This is a genomic window from Pseudomonas sp. PME37.24/006, from assembly GCF_055556635.1.
On record NZ_JBVHNL010000001.1, the window covers coordinates 163,642 to 181,639 of the forward strand.

Here is a 17,998-nt window from a genome sequence, read left to right on the forward strand (position 1 = left end):
TGATGCCGCTCGGGGTGCGTATCTTCCTGGTGTATTTCCTGTTCGTCGGTTTGTCCGGCTGGTTCGTGCTGAGCACGGTGATGGACGAAATCCGCCCTGGCGTGCGTCAGTCCACCGAGGAAACCCTGGTCGACACCGCGCACCTACTGGCGGAGATTCTCCGTGAAGACGTCAAGTCAGGTCACCTGACCCAGGGTCGACTGCCCGAACTGCTCAAGGCCTATGGGCTGCGTCGGCCCCAGGCCCAGATCTGGGGCGTACCGAAGAACCAGGTCAACCATCGCATCTACGTCACCGACGATCAGGGCGTCGTGCTGCTCGACTCCAGCGGCCTGGCGGTGGGCCAGGACTACTCGCGCTGGAACGACGTCTACCTGACGCTGCAGGGGCGCTACGGTGTGCGCTCGACGCGCGAAGATCCCAGCGATCCGGATTCTTCGGTGATGTATGTGGCAGCGCCGATCATCGACGGCGGGCGCATTCTCGGCGTGGTGTCGGTGGCCAAGCCGAATCGTACGCTGCAGCCTTACATCGAGCGGTCACAGCGGCGCCTTGGCTGGCTGGGTGCCGGGCTGATCGGCTTGGGTTTGCTGATCGGCGGTCTACTCAGTTGGTGGCTCAGCGGTTCGCTGCGTCGCCTGACCCGTTATGCACAGGCGGTCAGCGAGGGGCAGAGAGCAGAATTGCCTTCGGTGCGCGGTGGTGAGCTCGGGCAACTGGCCCAAGCGGTGGAGCGCATGCGCACCGAGCTGGAGGGCAAGGCCTACGTCGAGCGCTACGTGCATACCCTTACCCATGAATTGAAAAGCCCCCTGGCGGCGATCCGTGGCGCAGCCGAGTTGCTGGAAACCGATATGCCCGAAGCCCAGCGTCAGCGTTTCGTGGCCAATATCGCGGAGGAAGGTGAGCGTTTGCAGAACCTCATCGAGCGCCTGCTGCATCTGGCTCAGGTCGAGCAGCGCCAGGGCCTGGAGGAGCGCGTGGCGGTAGCGCTGCAGCCGCTGATCGACAGCCTTGTGCAGGCGCAGATGGCGCGTATCGAGCGCAGCGCCCTGCGTGTGGATAACCTTGTGGCGGCCAGCCACGCAGTGCCAGGCGAGCATTTTTTGCTGCGCCAGGCGCTGGCCAATCTGCTCGACAATGCGCTGGACTTCACGCCTCCGGGCGGGCTGATCCGCTTCTCGGCCGAAAGCGACGATAACCACCTGCAGGTGCGTTTGTTCAACCAGGGGCCGGCGATTCCCGACTATGCGTTACCGCGTCTGACCGAGCGCTTCTATTCGCTTGCGCGGCCGGCTACCGGACGCAAGAGCACCGGCCTGGGGCTCAATTTCGTGCAGGAAGTGGCCGATCTGCATGACGCGACGCTGAGTATCGCCAACGTCGAGGCTGGTGTGCAGGTGTGCCTGACATTTCCACGCTGATGCTGTGACCCGCTGCCGTTAACCGTGCACAAACGCGTGTTGTTTAGCTATGCTCATGGCCCGTCAATCTTCCGATACAAGAAGAACGCGCATGAAAAAAACCGTCGCCGAAGTATTGAAAAGCAAGCCCATTTCCAACGTGTACAGTGTCGCTCCCGAAAGTAGCGTGTTCGCTGCCGTGAAGCTCATGGCCGAAAAAGGCATCGGCTCCCTCGTGGTGCTCGAGGGCGAGCGCCTGGCTGGCATCGTCAGCGAGCGCGACTATGTGCGCAAGGTGGCTGTGCAGGAGCGTTCTCCGGCCAACATGAAAGTCAGTGACATCATGACCAGCAAGGTGATCACCGTGACTTCAACGGAGGACAGTCGACACTGCATGGAACTGATGACCAGCAACCGGCTTCGCCACCTGCCGGTGGTCGACGATGGTCAGCTGGTTGGTCTGCTGTCGATTGGTGACCTGGTGAAGGACATCATCAGCGCCCAGGAAGACCTGATTCAGCATCTGGAACAGTACATCCGCGGTGAGTGAATTTCGCCCTCGCCAGAGGTCTGCGATCACCTGGATTTCCTGACGGTGGGTCGTCGGCAAGCGGGTTCCCGCTAGAACCGTTAGGCGCCTGGCGGCTCCCACAATTGCCACACAATCTCCATATTCACTCCACGCTGCCTCCACGGGGCGTGGCCAGACTGCGTGCATCCCAACTGCACGGAGCGCTGTGCCATGAACCGAAGCCTGATGTTGAAACTGGGCACCATTGCCCTGCTGATTCTGTTGTTGATGATTCCCCTGTTGCTGATCGATGGCCTGGTCAACGAACGCCAGAACCTGCGCAACGACGTGCTGCGCGATATCGCCCGCAGCTCCAGTTACGCCCAGCAGATCACCGGGCCGATTCTGGTGGTGCCCTATCGCAAGAGAGTGCTGACCTGGAAAACCCGCAAGGACAGCGAAGAGCGTTATCAGGAGGAATCGATCGAGCAGGGCCGCCTGTACTTCCTGCCGGAGCGTTTCAGCCTTGATGGTGACGTGCGCACCGAGCTGCGTTATCGCGGTATCTATCAGGCGCGCCTGTATCACAGCGATAGCAAGGTAAGCGGCGAGTTTCGGGTTCCGGCCAACTACGGTGTCAGCGACGTCGAGGCGTTTCGTTTCGGCGATCCTTTCGTGGCAGTCGGCATCAGCGATGTGCGGGGCATCGGCAATGACCTCAAGCTGCAGCTCAACGGCACCAGCCTGAGCTTCGAGCCGGGCAGCGGCGACGAAAGTTTCGGCAGTGGCGTACACGTACCGCTACCCACGCGTGACAGCCGTGACGAGCAGGCCTACACCTTTGCCTTCGACCTGAAACTGCAGGGCACCGAGCAACTGAGCATCACCCCGGTCGGCCGCGAAAGCCAGGTCACCCTGCGTTCGGACTGGCCGCACCCCAGCTTCGTCGGGGAGTTCCTGCCCAGCCAGCGCAAAGTGACCGAGCAAGGTTTCACCGCCAACTGGCAGACCAGCTTCTTCGCCACCGACATGCAGGATGCCTTGAGCAGTTGTGTCAGTGGCTCCTGCTCGGCCATGCAGAGCCGGTCCTTCGGGGTGAGCTTTATCGAGCCGGTCGACCAGTACCTCAAGGCCGACCGGGCGATCAAGTACGCGCTGCTGTTCATCACCCTGACCTTCGCCGTGTTCTTCCTGTTCGAGGTGCTCAAGCGCCTGGCCGTGCACCCGGTGCAGTACGCCCTCGTAGGTCTGTCGCTGGCGCTGTTCTACCTGCTGTTGCTGTCGCTGTCCGAGCATCTGGGGTTCGCCATTGCTTATGGATTGTCCGCTCTGGGCTGCGTGGCGCTGAACACCTTCTACGTCAGCAGCGTGTTGCGTAGCTGGTCGCGTGGTGCTGCCTTTGGCGTTTTGCTGGCGGCCTTGTACGGGCTGCTCTACGGCCTGCTCGGTGCCGAAGACTACGCCCTGCTGATGGGCTCGCTGCTGGTGTTTGGCGTACTGGGCTGCGTGATGGTGCTGACCCGCAAGCTGGACTGGTACGGCGTGGGCCGCCCAGCCACCAGCGAAACCCAGCCAACCCTCTGATCAACCTTGCCGGGGCGTGCGGCTCGCACGCCCCCTGGAGACTGCTATGCGCCTCTTACTGCAATTTTCCGCCTGCTTCGCCCTTGGCCTGTGCATTGCCGGCGTGCTGCTGATCGCCATGATGTTCATCGGCCGCTTCGACTGGATCGAGCTGCTGATGCTCAGCGGCTGGCCCTTCGCACAGCTTGGCCTGCAGCTGTTGCCCGAGCCGTTCTGGAACACGCTGACCGGCGTGACCGATGCAGCAGCCAACAGCTCCGTGCAGTCGTTCCTGCAACTGTGCGTGGCGATGATGCAGATCGCCCTGCTGTTCGGGCTGGGCTTCTTCCGCCTGTGGTACCGGCGATGAGCGGGCGTATCGGGCTGCGCGAGGAACGCAGCGCGGGGCGGCAACTGGCACGCTGTATCGCCCAGTTGTTTCCCGCAGCACCATGGTTAGCCCTCAGTGAAGGCCACGTGGTGTTTCTGCCGGTGCCGGCCGACCTCGAACTACCCGCTCGCCTTCCTTACAGAAGTACCTCCTGGGTATCGCTGCGCTCAACCACAGGCTAACAGGCAGCGCTAATCCCCTAGCCTGGGTGGAACGCAGCGATACTCGGGGGCGATTGCGGATTGGGTGAGGCCTCAGGGGCGATTACAACGACGGCGCCTGCTGCCGTCTGCGCCAGCCGGCCAGGCTTTGTTCCAGGGCCTTGAGGCTGTCGATTTGCTGCTTGCGGGCCCGGCTGAACAGGATCAGTGCCAGTTCGGCAGTCACCAAGGCATCTGCGCTGGCGTGGTGGCGTTGCTGCACCTGCAGGCCGAAATGCTTTGTCCAGTCGTCCAGGCCTCCGTTGCGGATTTCTGCCTGGGGGCAGAGCAGGGGGGCCAGTTCGGCGACGTCGAAGAAGGGATGACGCAGGCGCAGATTCAGGGTCTCTTTCAGGGCGCGGGCGAGCATGCGCTGGTCGAAACCGGCGTGGAAGGCCAGCAGCGGGCTGTCGCCAAGAAACTCCATGAATGCCAGCAGCGCTTCACCCGGCTCGATGCCGGCGGCAATGGCGCTGGGTGCCAGGCCGTGGATCAGCACACTGGCGCTGACCCGATGATCGTCGCGCTGCAGGGTGCATTCGAATTGCTGGCCAAGCTGGATGGCGCCGTTGTCGATGACCACAGCACCGATCGACAGCACCTGGTCGCGCTTCATGTTCAAGCCGCTGGTTTCCAGGTCGAGTACCACCAGGCGCTGTGCGCTCAGGGGGGCGTCATCGTGCGCGGCGGGCTTGGGCAGCGCGTCACGGCGGCGTTGCTGCTCGGCGGGCAGGGTGAGGCGGCGGGTAAGCCAGGTGAGTGCATTCATAACTGGTAGCGCAACGTCAGGCTGCTTTGCAGGCGCTGGGCCTGGCGAAAAGATTCACGCAGGATGCGCCGATCCAGATGGTTGAGGCTGTCCGGGTCGAGGCGGTTGGAGTACGGCTGGGACTGGCGTGCCTGCAGTTGGTGCTGTTGCAGGCGCGTCTGCTGGATGAAGTGATAGGCCTCTTCATACGCGGCGCCATCCAGCGGCTCGATGATTCCGCGCTCGGTCAGTTCGCGCAGCCGCTGCTGGGTGTTGCAGGCCTTGATGCCGTGTGCAAGGGCAAGCAAGCGGGCGCCATCGACGAAGGGTGTCAGGCCTTGGGATTTGAGATCCAGGGTGTCTTTTTCGGCGCCGCGACGGGCTACCACGAAATCCCGAAAGCGCCCAACGGGGGGGCGCTGACGCAGGGCATTCTCGGCCATCATGCGTTGGAACAAACTGTTGTCGGCGATTTGCCCGAGCAGTTCGTCACGTAGCGTCTCGCAGCCGCTGGCATCCCCCCAGACTGCGCGCAGGTCGAAATAAATGGTCGAGGCCAGCAGGTTTTCCGGCGAGGCTTCGCGTACGAACCCGGCGAGGCGCCGTGACCACTCCTGGCGCGACAGGCACAGCTGCGGGTTGCCGGCCATGATGTTGCCTTTGCACAGGGTGAAACCGCAGTGCGCCAGGCGTTGATTGATCTCTATGGCCAGGGGCAGCAGGCGGCCGCGGATCGCTGCGGCTTCTGCGCCGTCTGCTGCCTCGAAGAGAATGCCGTTGTCCTGATCGGTGTGCAGGGTCTGCTCGCGCCGGCCTTCGCTACCGAAACACAACCACGTGAAGGGCACGCCAGGGTCGCCCAGCTCTTCGAGAGTCAGCTCGATGACCCGGCACACGGTGTGGTCGTTGAGCAGGGTGACGATATGGGTGATCTGACTGGAGCTGGCACCGTGGGCGAGCATGCGGTCGACCAGTTGGCGGACGTCTTCACGCAGCGCCGCGAGTGTTTCAACCCGGCCGGCATGGCGAATGGTGCGGGCCAGGTGCACCAGATCGACGCGCTGCAGGGAAAACAGGTCGCGTTCGGAAACCACGCCGCAGAGCTTGCCCTGTTCCACCAGGCAGACGTGGGCGATATGCCGCTCGGTCATGGCGATGGCGGCATCGAAGGCGCTGGCGCTCGGCGGCAGGTGGAAGGGCGCCTGGGTCATCAGGCTGTCGATCGGCAGCTCCAGCGAACTGCCGTCCGCCACCGCACGGCGCAGGTCACGCAGGGTGAAGATGCCCTGTGGGCGCAGGCCGGGATCGACGATGACGATACTGCCGACTTGCTGTTCGTGCATCAGCCGCACGGCATCACGCAAGGGCATATCCGGTGCGCAGGAAATCGGTTGGCGCATGGCCAGCTCGCCCAGGCGGGTATCCAGCGAATACTGCGAGCCGAGGGTTTCCACCGCGCGCATCTGCACCTGCTGGTTGACCTGGTCGAGCAGGCTGCTGACGCCGCGCAGGGCGAAATCCCGCAAGGGTGTGGACTGCGCGAACAGGCGGGAGAAGGCGGCTTTGTCGAGCAGCAGGCAGAAGGTGTCTTCGGAGGCCAGGTGTGCGGTGCGCGTGGCCCGTTCACCGATCAGCGCGGCCATGGGGAAGCACTCGCCGCTGGTGATCTCGAAAGTGGTTTCCGTGCCGCGTCGCGCCGAGTGCGGGCGCTGGCCGTGCACCCGGCCCTGCTTGACGATGTAAAGGTGCTGCACCGGGCCATCGTCCGGGTGGATGATGGTGTCGTCCTCGCCATAGAAGCGCAGTTGGCAGTGTTCGACCAGATAGGCGAGGTGTGCGGTATCCATCTGGTTGAACGGTGGAAACTTCTGCAAAAACTCCATGGTGCCGTAGATGTTCTGCTGCACCGCAGTCTTGCCGGCCAGGGCGAAGTCGTCCGCTGCTTTCATCGCTCGCATCCCTTTTGTTCTTGTGGCGACATGGTGGTGGTCTGAGCCAGGAATCGACATAGGACGTAAGTCTAGAACGCTCTGCTGGTCTCCTGCGTTTATCGATTGTCACGAGATTACCGCGGCCACTCGTGAACCTCTGCGGTCAATTGGCGTCCTGTTCTGTCTGGGACGCATTTTGTCTGAGACGCATTTTTATCGCATTCGGATGGTTTCGTTGATTCCGGAGACAGAGGAGAGCATCAATGAGTGGCACTTTTCTTAGCCGAGCCATGACCTTCGGGCTTGGCGTGATTCTGAGCTGCAGCGTCAGTGCGCAGCAGAAGCCTATCGAGCTGATCGGCATCAACGTCGCCGGCGCGGCATTCGCCAGTTCTCACATTCCCGGCAAGCACGGCACCAACTTCTTCTTCCCGCCACCCGGCTACTACACCAAGTGGCAGCAGAAAGGCATCAGTTGGATACGGTTTTCCATCCAGTGGGAGCGTTTGCAGCCCAAGGCCAATGGCGAGTTCGACGAAAGCTACGCCAAGCTGATCGACAAGACCCTGACCGAAGCCCACCAGAGCGGCATCGAGGTGATGCTCGACGTGCACAACTACGGACGTTACTACGGCAAGGTGATCGGCACCGACGATGTGCCAATTTCCGCTTACAAGAACCTGATGGAGCGCATTGCCTCGCGTTGGGGCAACAACCCTGCAGTGTATTCCTACGACCTGATGAACGAGCCCTACGGCGCGGCCAACAAGTTCTGGCCGGAGGTGGCCCAGGCCGGCATCGACGGGGTGCGCAAGCACGATTCGAAGAACGCGGTGTACGTCGAGGGGGCGCAATATTCATCCGCGACCCAGTGGCCGAAACTCAACGATGCGCTGCTGGATCTGAAGGACCCGGCGAACAACATCGTCTATTCCGCACACATGTACATCGACCCTGACAGCAGTGGCAGCTACAAGCAGGCCCTGGCGCCCAATCTTGACCCGCAGATTGGCGTCAAGCGCATCGAGCCGTTCGTCAACTGGCTGATCAAGCACAACAAGAAGGGCCATATCGGCGAGTTCGGTGTACCTGCCGATGATGAGAGCGGCCTGAAGGCGCTGGATCAGACCCTTGCCTATCTGCAGAAGCACTGCATTCCGTTCACTTACTGGGCGGCGGGGCCTTCGTGGGGCAAGCACAAACTGTCGATCGAGCCGATCAAGGGTGTCGACCGGCCGCAATGGGCGGTCTTGCAGAAGTACCTGGGTGGCGGTAACTGCACCAGCATCGGCCCGGGAACCTGAGGCTCGCGTTGGTGCTCTGATGGGCGGGGCGACACGCTTGCTGTCGCTACCGTCCCCTCGCTGTACCTCATCTCAAGGATGCACACATGACAAACCGCAATCTGTGGGTGGATTACGCCAAGGCAATCGGCATTCTGCTGGTGGTCTATGGCCATGTGGTGCGCGGCCTGCTCAATGGTGGAATCATCACCGAGAACGTGGCCTTCCATGAGCTGGTGGACAGCATCATCTACACCTTTCACATGCCGCTGTTCTTCTTCCTCTCCGGGTTGTTCTTCTGGCATTCGCTGAGCAATCGCGGCAGTGGCGGGCTGTTCTGCAACAAGATCGATACCATTTTCTATCCCTTCGTACTGTGGTCGCTGCTGCAGGGCAGCATCGAAGTGGTGCTGGCGCGCTACACCAATGGTGGCGTCGGGATGGGCGAAGTGCTGGCGCTGCTGTGGTCGCCGCGGGCGCAGTTCTGGTTCCTGTATGCGCTGTTTGCCGCTTTCTGCCTGGCGATCCTGCTCTATCGCCGTTTTTCCACGCGGGCTTTCCTGCCGCTGCTGGTGCTCAGTGCGCTGTTCTATCTGCTGCAACAGTGGACGCCGCGTGTCGCCGCGCTGGTATTCCTGGCGCAGAATTTCGTGTTCTTCGCGCTGGGCGTCTGGTTCAACCAGATCCGTGATGGCATCGAAGCGCGTGCTTCGGCATTCACGCTGGGCAGCGGCCTGGCTTTCGTCGTGGCGCAGTATCTGTTCCACGGCCCGCTGGGGCTGACCTACGCGGATCGCGGTGCGGCATCGCTGGTGGTGGCGTTCATCGGCATTCTGTTCACCGTCAGCCTGTGCATGGTGCTGGCGCGTCGGCCGCTGGGCTGGGTGCTGACCCTGGGCGCGCTGTCGATGCCGATCTTCCTCATGCACATCCTCGCCGGCAGTGGCATGCGGGTGATCCTGAGCAAGTTTCTGGGCATCAACGACGACACCCTGCACATCGTCGCCGGCTGCTTGGCAGGCGTGGTACTGCCGATCATCGCAGCGAAGATTCTCCAGGCGCTGGGCATCAACTGGCTGTACGAAGCACCCAAGCGGTTCTCCGCCTATCGCTGGCAGCAGCGGCGTGTGGCTACGCAGCCAGTGGTATGAAAAAACTGGGTATCGCTGCGCTCAACCACAGGCTACGGAGCGATTTTGTAGCCCGGCGTCGAGCGAAGCGATACCCGGGTTAGTGACGACGCGAGCCTTGCTGGACGCAAAAAGAAAACCGCCTTTCGGCGGTTTTCTTTTTGCGTGGGCGCTTAGCGTGCCTGGCTGGCTTTCAGCTCGCGGCGGCGGCGGTGCAGTACGGGCTCGGTATAACCGTTAGGTTGTTTTGTGCCTTCCAACACCAGTTCCAGAGCAGCCTGGAAGGCGATGTTGCCGTCGAAATCTGGCGCCATCGGGCGGTACAGCGGGTCGCCTGCGTTCTGCCGGTCGACCACCGGGGCCATGCGCTTGAGGCTTTCCAGCACCTGCTGCTCACTGACCACGCCATGGCGCAGCCAGTTGGCCAGCAACTGGCTGGAGATGCGCAGGGTGGCGCGGTCTTCCATCAGGCCTACGTCGTTGATGTCTGGCACCTTGGAGCAACCGACGCCCTGATCGATCCAGCGCACCACGTAACCGAGAATGCCCTGGGCGTTGTTGTCCAGCTCGTTGCGGATTTCCTCGGCACTCCAGTCGGTGCTTGGCGCCAGCGGAATGCTGAGGATTTCGTCCAGCGAGGCCGGCGTGCGCTTGGCCAGTTCGGCCTGACGGGCGAACACGTCGACCTTGTGGTAGTGCAAGGCGTGCAGGGTGGCAGCGGTCGGCGAGGGCACCCAGGCGGTGTTGGCGCCGGCCAGCGGGTGGCCGATCTTCTGTTCGAGCATGGCGGCCATCAGGTCGGGCATGGCCCACATGCCCTTGCCGATCTGCGCGCGGCCCTGCAGGCCGGTGGCCAGGCCAACGTCGACGTTGTTATTTTCGTAAGCGCCGATCCACTTCTCGGTCTTCATGGCGGCTTTGCGCACCACGGCGCCGGCCTCCATGGAGGTGTGGATCTCGTCGCCGGTGCGGTCGAGGAAGCCGGTGTTGATGAACACCACACGCTCACTGGCGGCGGCGATGCAGGCCTTGAGGTTGACGGTGGTGCGGCGCTCCTCGTCCATGATGCCGACCTTAAGGGTGTTGCGCGGCAGGCCCAGCACCTGTTCGACACGGCCGAACAGCTCGCTGGTGAACGCCACTTCCTCGGGGCCGTGCATCTTTGGTTTGACGATGTACACCGAGCCGGTGCGGGTGTTGGCGCGGCTGCTGTTACCGTTGAGGTTGTGCAGCGCGGCCAGGCTGGTGCACAGCGCATCGAGAATGCCTTCCGGCAACTCGTTGCCACTGGCGTCGAGCACCGCCGGATTGGTCATCAGGTGGCCGACGTTACGCACGAACAGCAGGCTGCGTCCGTGCAGGGTCAGCTCGCCGCCATCCGGGCGGGTGTAGACGCGATCCGGGTTCATGGTGCGAGTGAAGGTGCTGCCGCCCTTGCTGACCTCCTCGCTCAGGTCGCCCTTCATCAGGCCCAGCCAGTTGCGGTAGACCAGGGTCTTGTCGTCGGCATCGACGGCGGCAACCGAGTCTTCGCAGTCCATGATGGTGGTCAGTGCGGACTCCATCAGCAGGTCTTTCACGCCGGCAGCGTCGGTGCTGCCGATCGGGCTGTTGGCGTCGATCTGGATTTCGAAGTGCAGGCCGTTGTGCTTGAGCAGAATGGCGATTGGCGCACTGGCTTCGCCCTGGAAACCGACCAGTTGGCTGGCATCGCGCAGCCCGCTGATATCACCATTGTTGAGAGTGACCAGCAGCTTGTCGCCTTCGATGCGATAGCCCGTGGTATCGACGTGGGAGCCGGTCGCCAGCGGCGCGCTTTCATCGAGAAAGGCGCGGGCGAAGGCGATGACCTTGTCACCACGCACCCGGTTGTAGCCCTTGCCCCGTTCGGCACCGCCTTCCTCGCTAATCGCGTCGGTGCCGTACAGCGCGTCGTACAGCGAACCCCAGCGTGCGTTGGAAGCGTTCAGCGCGAAGCGTGCGTTCATCACCGGCACAACCAACTGCGGGCCTGCCATGCGGGCTATTTCGTCATCGACGTTTTCGGTGCTGGCCTGCACCTGATCGGGCTGCGGCTGCAGGTAGCCGATCTGCTCCAGAAATGCCTTGTAGGCCACCGCGTCGTGGGGCTTGCCGGACTGCTCACGGTGCCAGCCATCGATCTGCGCCTGCAACTGATCGCGCTTGTCGAGCAGGGCACGGTTTTTCGGTGCCAGGTCACTGAACACCGTATCGGCGCCGGCCCAAAAGGCATCGGCCGTGACGCCGCTGCCGGGAATGGCTTCGTCATTGATGAAATCGAACAGCACCTTGGCGACCTGCAGGCCACCGACTTGAATACGCTCAGTCATCTCTCGCCTCTCTGCTTCGCTTAGCCACTGTATCGGCAGGGAACCCTCGGTGCTGCGCAGACAGACCGCTATCGGGGGCCGTTGTAGACGGCTGCCCGGGTCGAGGCGGTTTGTCCGGAGATGCTTCGTGAGCGGGGTTTTCCACAACCAGCAGGACTGGGATTGAATTTATGTAGTGGTTTTTCACAGATACTACATGAACGAATCGGGAAAAACAGTCCAGAAATGGTCGTCACTACCTTGGTCGTACTCGAGTCTCCGGTTCGAATCGAGGGAACGGCCTATACTGCAGGGCACCTGCAAGGAGTCGATCATGCCGATAAGCACCGCCGCCACTGCCGATCTCGATGACCTAGTGCCGCTGTTTGCGGCTTATCTGGATTTCTACAGCGTGGACAAGGCCGTCGCAGAAGTCCGCGGTTTTCTGGCCGCGCGTCTTGAGCGGGGCGACTCCACTATCTTCATCGCACGTGACGAACAGCGCGTCGCTCAGGGCTTCGTGCAGCTCTACCCGCTGTATGCCTCGCTGGCTTTGCGCCCAAGCCTGTTGCTGAGCGATCTGTACGTCGCCGATCACGCGCGGCGCCAGGGCATTGGCGAACAGCTGCTCGACGCTGCTCGGCAGCATGCACTGGACACCGGCGCCTGCGGGTTACAGTTGGAAACGGCAAGAACCAACCTGGCGGCGCAGTCCCTCTACGAACGCCTCGGTTATGTCCGGGATGCGGTTTACCTTACCTACTGGCTCGACCTGAGCTGAGTACCAACGACGAGGACGTGAGCATGGATCATCTGATACTGACCATTATCGCCCAGGATCAACCCGGCCTTGTCGAGCGTGTCGCCCAGTGCGTGGCCAAGCATGACGGCAACTGGCTGGAAAGCCGCATGTCACGGATGGCCGGGCAGTTCGCGGGAATCCTGCGGGTGGATGTCCCGGCTGCCTCCCATGGCGCGTTGATGGAGGCGCTGAGCGAGCTGAGTGCCCAGGGCATCCGCGTACAGCTCGCGTCGGCTGGCGCCGAGCCGGATTGCACCTGGAAATCGATCCATCTCGATCTGCTGGGCAACGACCGCCCGGGTATCGTGCGCGATATCACGCAACTGCTGGCGGCCAACGGCGTCAACCTGGAAAGCCTGGTTACCGACGTGACGCCTGCGCCCATGAGCGGCGAGCCACTGTTCCACGCACAGGCAACCCTGGCAGTACCGGAAGGGCTGCCACTGAGTACGTTGCAGACTTCGCTGGAAACCCTGGCGGACGATTTGATGGTGGAGCTGAAGTTGCGGATGGAGGACTAGTCCTGCGTCATCAATGAGGGTGATCAAAACGACAAGGCCGCCTAGTGAGCGGCCTTGTCGGTTACAGGGCTAGCGGATCACCATTTGTAGTCGACGCTGGCGATCACGCTACGAGGGTCGCCGTAGTAGCAGTAGGTTCCGTCACAGGTCGACAGGTATTCCTTGTCGAACAGGTTCTTGGCATTCAGTGCAACGCTGGCACCCTCCAGAGTGCTGCTGAATTTGCCCAGGTCATAGCGCACTGCAGCGTCATAGACGCTATAGGAGCGGGTATGTCCATCCGATCTGCTGGCTACGAAGGCCAGGTTGCCGACACCGATATTGTTGGTTTCGCCTACATAGCGCACGCCAAAGCCTGCTCCAAAGCCGTCTAGGAAGCCGTTGTTCCAGGTGTAGTCTGCCCAAAGCGATGCCTGGTTTTCCGGAGTCAACGGCAGCGGACGGTTCTTGTCGGCAGGGTCGCCGACCTTGGTCATTTTGCTGTTCGCGTAAGTGTAGGCAGCGGTGATCTTCAGGTTCTCGGTAACGTTGCCAACAGCTTCAAGCTCAAACCCACGGACTGTTACTTCGCCCACTGGAGCGGTCACGCCCAAGGTATTGGTGGTGATGATGTTTTGTCTTGTCAGGTCGTATGCGGCTGCAGTGAAGAGTATGTCGCTGCCCGGCGGCTGGTACTTGATCCCGAGCTCATACTGCTTGCCTGTGCTGGGGCGGAAGGTCTGGCCGTTGCTGCCGCCTGCTTCTGCCTGGAAGGACTCTGCATAGGAGACATAGGGTGTGAAGCCGGAGTCGAACATATAGCTGAGGGCAGCATTGCCGCTGAACGCGCTATCACGGCGGTCATCCTTGGTGCCTCCGTTCACATTATAGAACTCCGAGTCGGTGCTCACCCAATCCTGGCGTCCTCCCAGAGTCAGGCGCCAGTTATCCAGTGCAATCTGATCTTGGATGTATAAGCCTGTGCCATGGCGTTTCTGGTTGTAATCCTGCAAGGCGAAGTAGGAGACGTTGCTGAAGTCCTGGCCATAGATCGGGTTGATTATGTTGCTGGTAGGCGCTTCGCCGAAAAGCCACCGATAGTTGGTGTTGACCCGCTGGTAATCCAGGCCCAGCAGTACGGTGTGCTTCAGCGCGCCGGTATCGAAGTCTGCTTGCAGGTTGTTGTCGACGGCGAACTGGCTAACGTCTTCGTCGACCACATTGGCACCGCGGCGCAAGGTTCCGTCATCGTCTATAACCGCTTGGTCGGGGAAGTTAGGGAAAAAGAATCCGCCCGCCGTAATGCTCTGAAACGCCAGATCGCTCTTGGTGTAACGCAAGTTCTGGCGGAACTGCCACATATCGTTGATACGATGCTCGAAGGCGTAGCCCAGCGCGTAATAGTCCTTGTCATAGAACTCCCAGTCCGGATCGCCGAGATTCTTGTGGTAGTCCACCTTGCCAGCCGGTGTGGCCAGCTTGGTGCCTTGCAGCGGCAGGAACTGGCTGGTGGTGCCGGTATCGTCACGGTTGAACTGGCTGAGGAAGGTCAGCTTGGTGTCGTCGGCTATGTTCCAGGTCAAGCTGGGCGCGATGTTGAAACGTTGATCGTCGATATGCTCGATTGCCGTACCGCTGTCGCGCAGTACACCGCCGATACGGTAAAGGAAGCGCCCCTCGTCATCGAGGCGGCCGGTGCTGTCGAAGCTGATCTGCTTGTGCTGGAAGGTGCCGACTTGCAGCTGTATCTCGTTGCTGCTGACATCCTCCGGGCGCCGACTGACCATATCCAGCAGACCGCCGGGAGGTGTTTGGCCGTAAACCGAGGAGGCCGGGCCGCGCAGCAGGGCGACGCGCTCCAGGTTCCAGGTTTCCAGCTTGGGCATCACGTAGGTGCCCTTGGGCAGCGGCAGGCCGTCGAGCATCTGGATTGGCTCGAAGCCACGAATCTTCATCCATTCAGCGCGGCTGTCACTGCCATAGCTGCTGGCGATCACGCCGGGCATGTAGCGCACGGCATCATCCAGATTCTGAACCTTGCGATCCTGCATCTGCTCACGTGTCGCCACGGAGATGGAGCGCGGTGCTTCGAGAATCGACGTATCGGTCTTGGTACCCGCCGCCGTGCGGGTTGCCAGATAGCCCGTGGTCGGCCCCCAGGCACTTTCCACGCCGCTGCCGGCGCTGATGGTGGTCTCAGGCAATGCCACCGCGGCATTGTCCGCCACGGGCTGCACGCTGTAAGTGCCTCCCGTACCGGGTACCAGCATCAGGCCCGTTCCGTAAAGTGCCTGACGCAGGGCGCCAGCCGTGTCGAACTGGCCTTGTACTGGTTGCGCGCTCTTGCCGGCGGTCAGGCCTGGGTCGATGCTCAGCACCACACCGGCCTGGCCGGCGATCTGATTAAGGGAGCTGGCCAGCGGTGCTGCGGGCAGCTGGTAGGTGCGCACGCTGGAGTCAGCCGACTGGGCCAGACTGAGGGCGGGCAGGCTGGCCAGCGCCATGGCGGCGACCAGCATGCTCGGACGGAACGGGGTACGGCTGAACATCTGCATCGCAGGTGGCTCCTACAGGGAAATGAGTCTCGATTTCCTATTGCCGAAGCAGATGCAGAAAGTGATAGGGCCCGCGCGAACTATTTTTATTGCGGCGTTTGCGGCTGTGGCACGACCTTTATCCACCAATTGGTATAGCGCTCCACGCTTACCGGCAGGCTGGCGGGTAGCGCGGCGAGTGCCAGATCCAGGTTACGCAGCGGAAAACTGCCGCTGATGCGTAGATCGGCGATGCTGTCGTCGATACCCAGATGGCCGTTCTGATAGTCGCCGAGGCGCTCCAGCAGGTCGGCCAGGCGCACGTTTTCCACCACCAGCATGCCGTGCATCCAGGCGTCTGCGGCGGCCGGCGCCGGCTGACTGACACCCAGAGTGTCGCTGCTCATCAGCGCTTGCTGACCCTCCGGGATCACCCGCTCGTCGTTGGTGTGCCGTGGATGTGCAGCCACTGCGGACTGCAGCACGATCAGTTGGGTGCCCCGATCTTCCTCGCGCACCAGGAAGCGGGTGCCCAGGGCGCGCAGGGTGCCGTGTCTGGTCTCGACCAAGAACGGACGCGGATCGCCGTGAGCAGTTTCCACGAGAATTTCGCCGCTGCGCAGGAACAGCCTGCGCTCTTCGGGATTGAAATCGATATCTACGGCACTGCGACTGTTGAGGCGCAACCGACTGTGATCTGCCAGTTGCAGTTCGCGCTGTTCGCCAGCAGCGGTCACTTCATCGGCCAGCCAGTCGCTTAGCGGGCGCTGCTGGTTGAGCAGGCCAAGGCCAAGCACGCCGGCCAGCAATACACCGAGCAGGCCGCTCACGTTGCGCCGCTGGCTGCCCGCCGGGCGACGCAACAGGGCCTTGCGCGCTGCGGGTGCCGCCGCTACAGCGAGTTGCTGATCCAGGCCGGTCAGTTGTTTCCAGGCGCGCACATGTTCGGGGTCGCTGGCCAGCCAGCGCTGGAATTCGACTTTCTCCCGCTCGCTGGCCATGCCCGAGTCGAGGCACAGCTGCCAATGGATGGCGGCTTCCAGTACCCGATTGCTGACCGGCGCGGTGGCGGCGATCATGCCGTCGGCTCTCCGTACAGGGCGATGTAGCACTGCCGCGCCGCCTGGGCGAGATACTGGCGCACGCGCGGAACCGACACGCCGAGACGCTCGGCGATCTCGGCGTGACCGAGGCCGTCCAGGCGGTTGTAGAGGAAAGCACTGCGCGCCTTGAGCGACAGCGTGCCGAGCAGACGATCGATTTCGCGCAGGGCTTCGAGCACCAGCGCCTGTTCTTCCGGGCTGGCGTGCACCGCTTCAGGGGTATGACTCAGCTCTTCCAGGTAGGCGCGTTCCACGGCGTTGCGACGGAAGTGATCGATCAGCAGCCCGCGGGCAATGGTGCCGAGCAGAGCGCGGGGTTCGCGCAACTGTTGCAGATCCGGCTTGCCGAGCACACGGACGAAGGTGTCCTGGCTGAGGTCTTCGGCTCGCTGTGGGCAGCTCAGGCTTTTACGCAGCCAGCCGAGTAGCCAGTCGCGATGATCGCGATAGAGCTGGCCCGTCAGTTGCTGATGCGTGGATTCCCCGACCGACACAAGTAGCTCCGCGAATAAGGAGAAATAAAGCAATAACTATTCGCATATGATTGCAGGATGCAACTACGCCCTGCAATCGCTTGTGGTCGGTTTTGTGTGTAAGGGATCGTTTTCGACATGCGGCAAGAACCTGCAGGTGCAGATTCTTGCCCTCGACAGTGCTGGCTAGCGCTTGCGCAGAGTCAGCCAGGCATCGACGCTATACACCGCCAGGCCCGCCCAGATGAACACGAAGGCGACGATCTTGACCGGGTCGAGGTGCTCGTCGAAAACGAACACGGCCAGCAGCAGCACCAGGGTCGGCGCCACGTACTGCAGAAAACCCAGAGTGGTGTAGGGCAGGTGGCGCGCGGCCGCGTTGAAGCACACCAGGGGAATCAGCGTGACGGGGCCGGCCGCCATCAGCCACAAGGCCTCGGTGGTCGTCCAGAATGCCGGCTGGTTGCTCATCGCTGCAGGGTGCAGAAGAATCCAGCCAATGGCCAGCGGCAACAGTAGCCAGGTTTCCACCACCAGCCCCGGTAGCGCAGCGACGGGTGCTTTCTTGCGGATCAGGCCGTAGGCGGCGAAGCTCAGCGCCAACGCCAGCGACACCCAGGGCAGGCTGCCGACTTGCCATAATTGTTGCGCGACGCCTGCCGCTGCCAGCGCGACGGCTACCCATTGCAAGCGTCGCAAGCGCTCACCGAGGATCAACATGCCGAGCAGCACATTGACCAGCGGGTTGATGTAGTAACCCAGGCTGGCTTCGAGCATACGTCCGTTGTTCACCGCCCAGACGTAGACCAACCAGTTGCCGGCGATCAGCGAGCCGCTGATGGCCAGCACGGCGAAGCGTTTGGGGTGGTCGATCAACTCGCGCAGCCAGCCCGGGTGCTTCCATACCAGCAACAACAGTGCGCCGAATACGGCAGACCAGAGCGCCCTGTGGACGATGATTTCCAGCGGCGGGACAGCCTGGATCGCCTTGAAATAGAGCGGAAAAAGGCCCCAGATTACATAGGCTGAGAGGCCCAGGATGTAGCCGCGGCGCAGGTCTGCGGTGGCCATGTAAGTCCTTGATACGGCAGTGGAG

The 17,998-nt window shown here is 62.1% G+C and carries 16 protein-coding genes; 9 read left to right on the forward strand and 7 right to left on the reverse strand.

The features are described from left to right. The first annotated feature begins 2 nt into the window (after positions 1–2). The 5 genes from creC (at position 3) to ACZ3GY_RS00780 (ending at position 4,050) form a co-directional block, all read left to right on the forward strand. Entirely contained in the window at positions 3–1,424 is a 1,422-nt protein-coding gene (gene creC / locus ACZ3GY_RS00760; protein WP_465908591.1) for a two-component system sensor histidine kinase CreC, read from the forward strand. Positions 1,425–1,515: 91 nt separating this feature from the next. Beyond that, complete coding sequence (locus ACZ3GY_RS00765) at positions 1,516–1,953, forward strand: CBS domain-containing protein (protein WP_463563496.1); 438 nt, start codon at positions 1,516–1,518, stop codon at positions 1,951–1,953. Between the two features lie 192 nt (positions 1,954–2,145). Continuing rightward, positions 2,146–3,498 (forward strand): cell envelope integrity protein CreD, encoded by a 1,353-nt coding sequence (creD, locus tag ACZ3GY_RS00770; protein WP_463563497.1) that lies wholly within the window; start codon positions 2,146–2,148, stop codon positions 3,496–3,498. A gap of 46 nt (positions 3,499–3,544) precedes the next feature. After that, on the forward strand, positions 3,545–3,847 hold the full coding sequence (locus ACZ3GY_RS00775) for a hypothetical protein (protein WP_463563498.1): 303 nt from the start codon (positions 3,545–3,547) through the stop codon (positions 3,845–3,847). Then, the gene (locus tag ACZ3GY_RS00780) at positions 3,844–4,050 is read left to right on the forward strand and encodes a hypothetical protein (protein ID WP_463563499.1); all 207 of its coding nucleotides are present in this window, start codon (positions 3,844–3,846) and stop codon (positions 4,048–4,050) included. The genes ACZ3GY_RS00775 and ACZ3GY_RS00780 overlap by 4 nt, the downstream gene beginning before the upstream one ends. 82 nt (positions 4,051–4,132) lie before the next feature. On the opposite strand, the gene ACZ3GY_RS00785 is transcribed toward ACZ3GY_RS00780, so the two are convergent. Then, a complete protein-coding gene (locus ACZ3GY_RS00785) occupies positions 4,133–4,837 on the reverse strand; it encodes a 3'-5' exonuclease (RefSeq protein WP_465908592.1) in 705 nt (234 codons plus the stop codon). Next, positions 4,834–6,765: a putative nucleotidyltransferase substrate binding domain-containing protein gene (locus ACZ3GY_RS00790; RefSeq protein WP_463563501.1), complete on the reverse strand. Its 1,932-nt coding sequence runs from the start codon at positions 6,763–6,765 to the stop codon at positions 4,834–4,836. Before ACZ3GY_RS00790 ends, ACZ3GY_RS00785 begins: the two co-directional genes overlap by 4 nt. A 245-nt stretch (positions 6,766–7,010) precedes the next feature. Between ACZ3GY_RS00790 and ACZ3GY_RS00795 the strand changes: the two genes are divergently transcribed. Then, entirely contained in the window at positions 7,011–8,051 is a 1,041-nt protein-coding gene (locus ACZ3GY_RS00795) for a glycoside hydrolase family 5 protein (protein WP_465908593.1), read from the forward strand. Between the two features lie 86 nt (positions 8,052–8,137). Then, complete coding sequence (locus ACZ3GY_RS00800) at positions 8,138–9,181, forward strand: acyltransferase family protein (RefSeq protein ID WP_465908595.1); 1,044 nt, start codon at positions 8,138–8,140, stop codon at positions 9,179–9,181. Positions 9,182–9,333: 152 nt separating this feature from the next. Here ACZ3GY_RS00800 and ACZ3GY_RS00805 read toward each other — a convergent pair whose 3' ends face one another. After that, a complete protein-coding gene (locus tag ACZ3GY_RS00805) occupies positions 9,334–11,511 on the reverse strand; it encodes a malate synthase G (protein ID WP_465908596.1) in 2,178 nt (725 codons plus the stop codon). Positions 11,512–11,824: 313 nt separating this feature from the next. Here ACZ3GY_RS00805 and ACZ3GY_RS00810 point away from each other — a divergent pair, with 313 nt between their 5' ends. Both ACZ3GY_RS00810 and ACZ3GY_RS00815 read left to right on the forward strand, forming a co-directional pair. Next, on the forward strand, positions 11,825–12,271 hold the full coding sequence (locus ACZ3GY_RS00810) for a GNAT family N-acetyltransferase (protein ID WP_465908597.1): 447 nt from the start codon (positions 11,825–11,827) through the stop codon (positions 12,269–12,271). 23 nt (positions 12,272–12,294) lie between these two features. Next, complete coding sequence (locus ACZ3GY_RS00815) at positions 12,295–12,813, forward strand: glycine cleavage system transcriptional repressor (protein WP_465908598.1); 519 nt, start codon at positions 12,295–12,297, stop codon at positions 12,811–12,813. 77 nt (positions 12,814–12,890) lie between these two features. On the opposite strand, the gene ACZ3GY_RS00820 is transcribed toward ACZ3GY_RS00815, so the two are convergent. The 4 genes from ACZ3GY_RS00820 to rarD form a co-directional block, all read right to left on the reverse strand. Continuing rightward, a complete protein-coding gene (locus tag ACZ3GY_RS00820; protein ID WP_463563505.1) occupies positions 12,891–15,347 on the reverse strand; it encodes a TonB-dependent siderophore receptor in 2,457 nt (818 codons plus the stop codon). An 86-nt stretch (positions 15,348–15,433) separates the two neighbouring features. Continuing rightward, positions 15,434–16,405: a FecR family protein gene (locus ACZ3GY_RS00825; RefSeq protein WP_465908599.1), complete on the reverse strand. Its 972-nt coding sequence runs from the start codon at positions 16,403–16,405 to the stop codon at positions 15,434–15,436. Then, positions 16,402–16,923 carry an RNA polymerase sigma factor gene (locus tag ACZ3GY_RS00830; RefSeq protein WP_463563507.1) on the reverse strand — a complete coding sequence of 174 codons (522 nt, stop codon included), beginning with the start codon at positions 16,921–16,923 and terminating at the stop codon, positions 16,402–16,404. The genes ACZ3GY_RS00825 and ACZ3GY_RS00830 overlap by 4 nt, the downstream gene beginning before the upstream one ends. A 165-nt stretch (positions 16,924–17,088) precedes the next feature. Beyond that, entirely contained in the window at positions 17,089–17,973 is an 885-nt protein-coding gene (gene rarD, locus ACZ3GY_RS00835) for an EamA family transporter RarD (RefSeq protein ID WP_465908600.1), read from the reverse strand. Positions 17,974–17,998 lie beyond the last annotated feature (25 nt).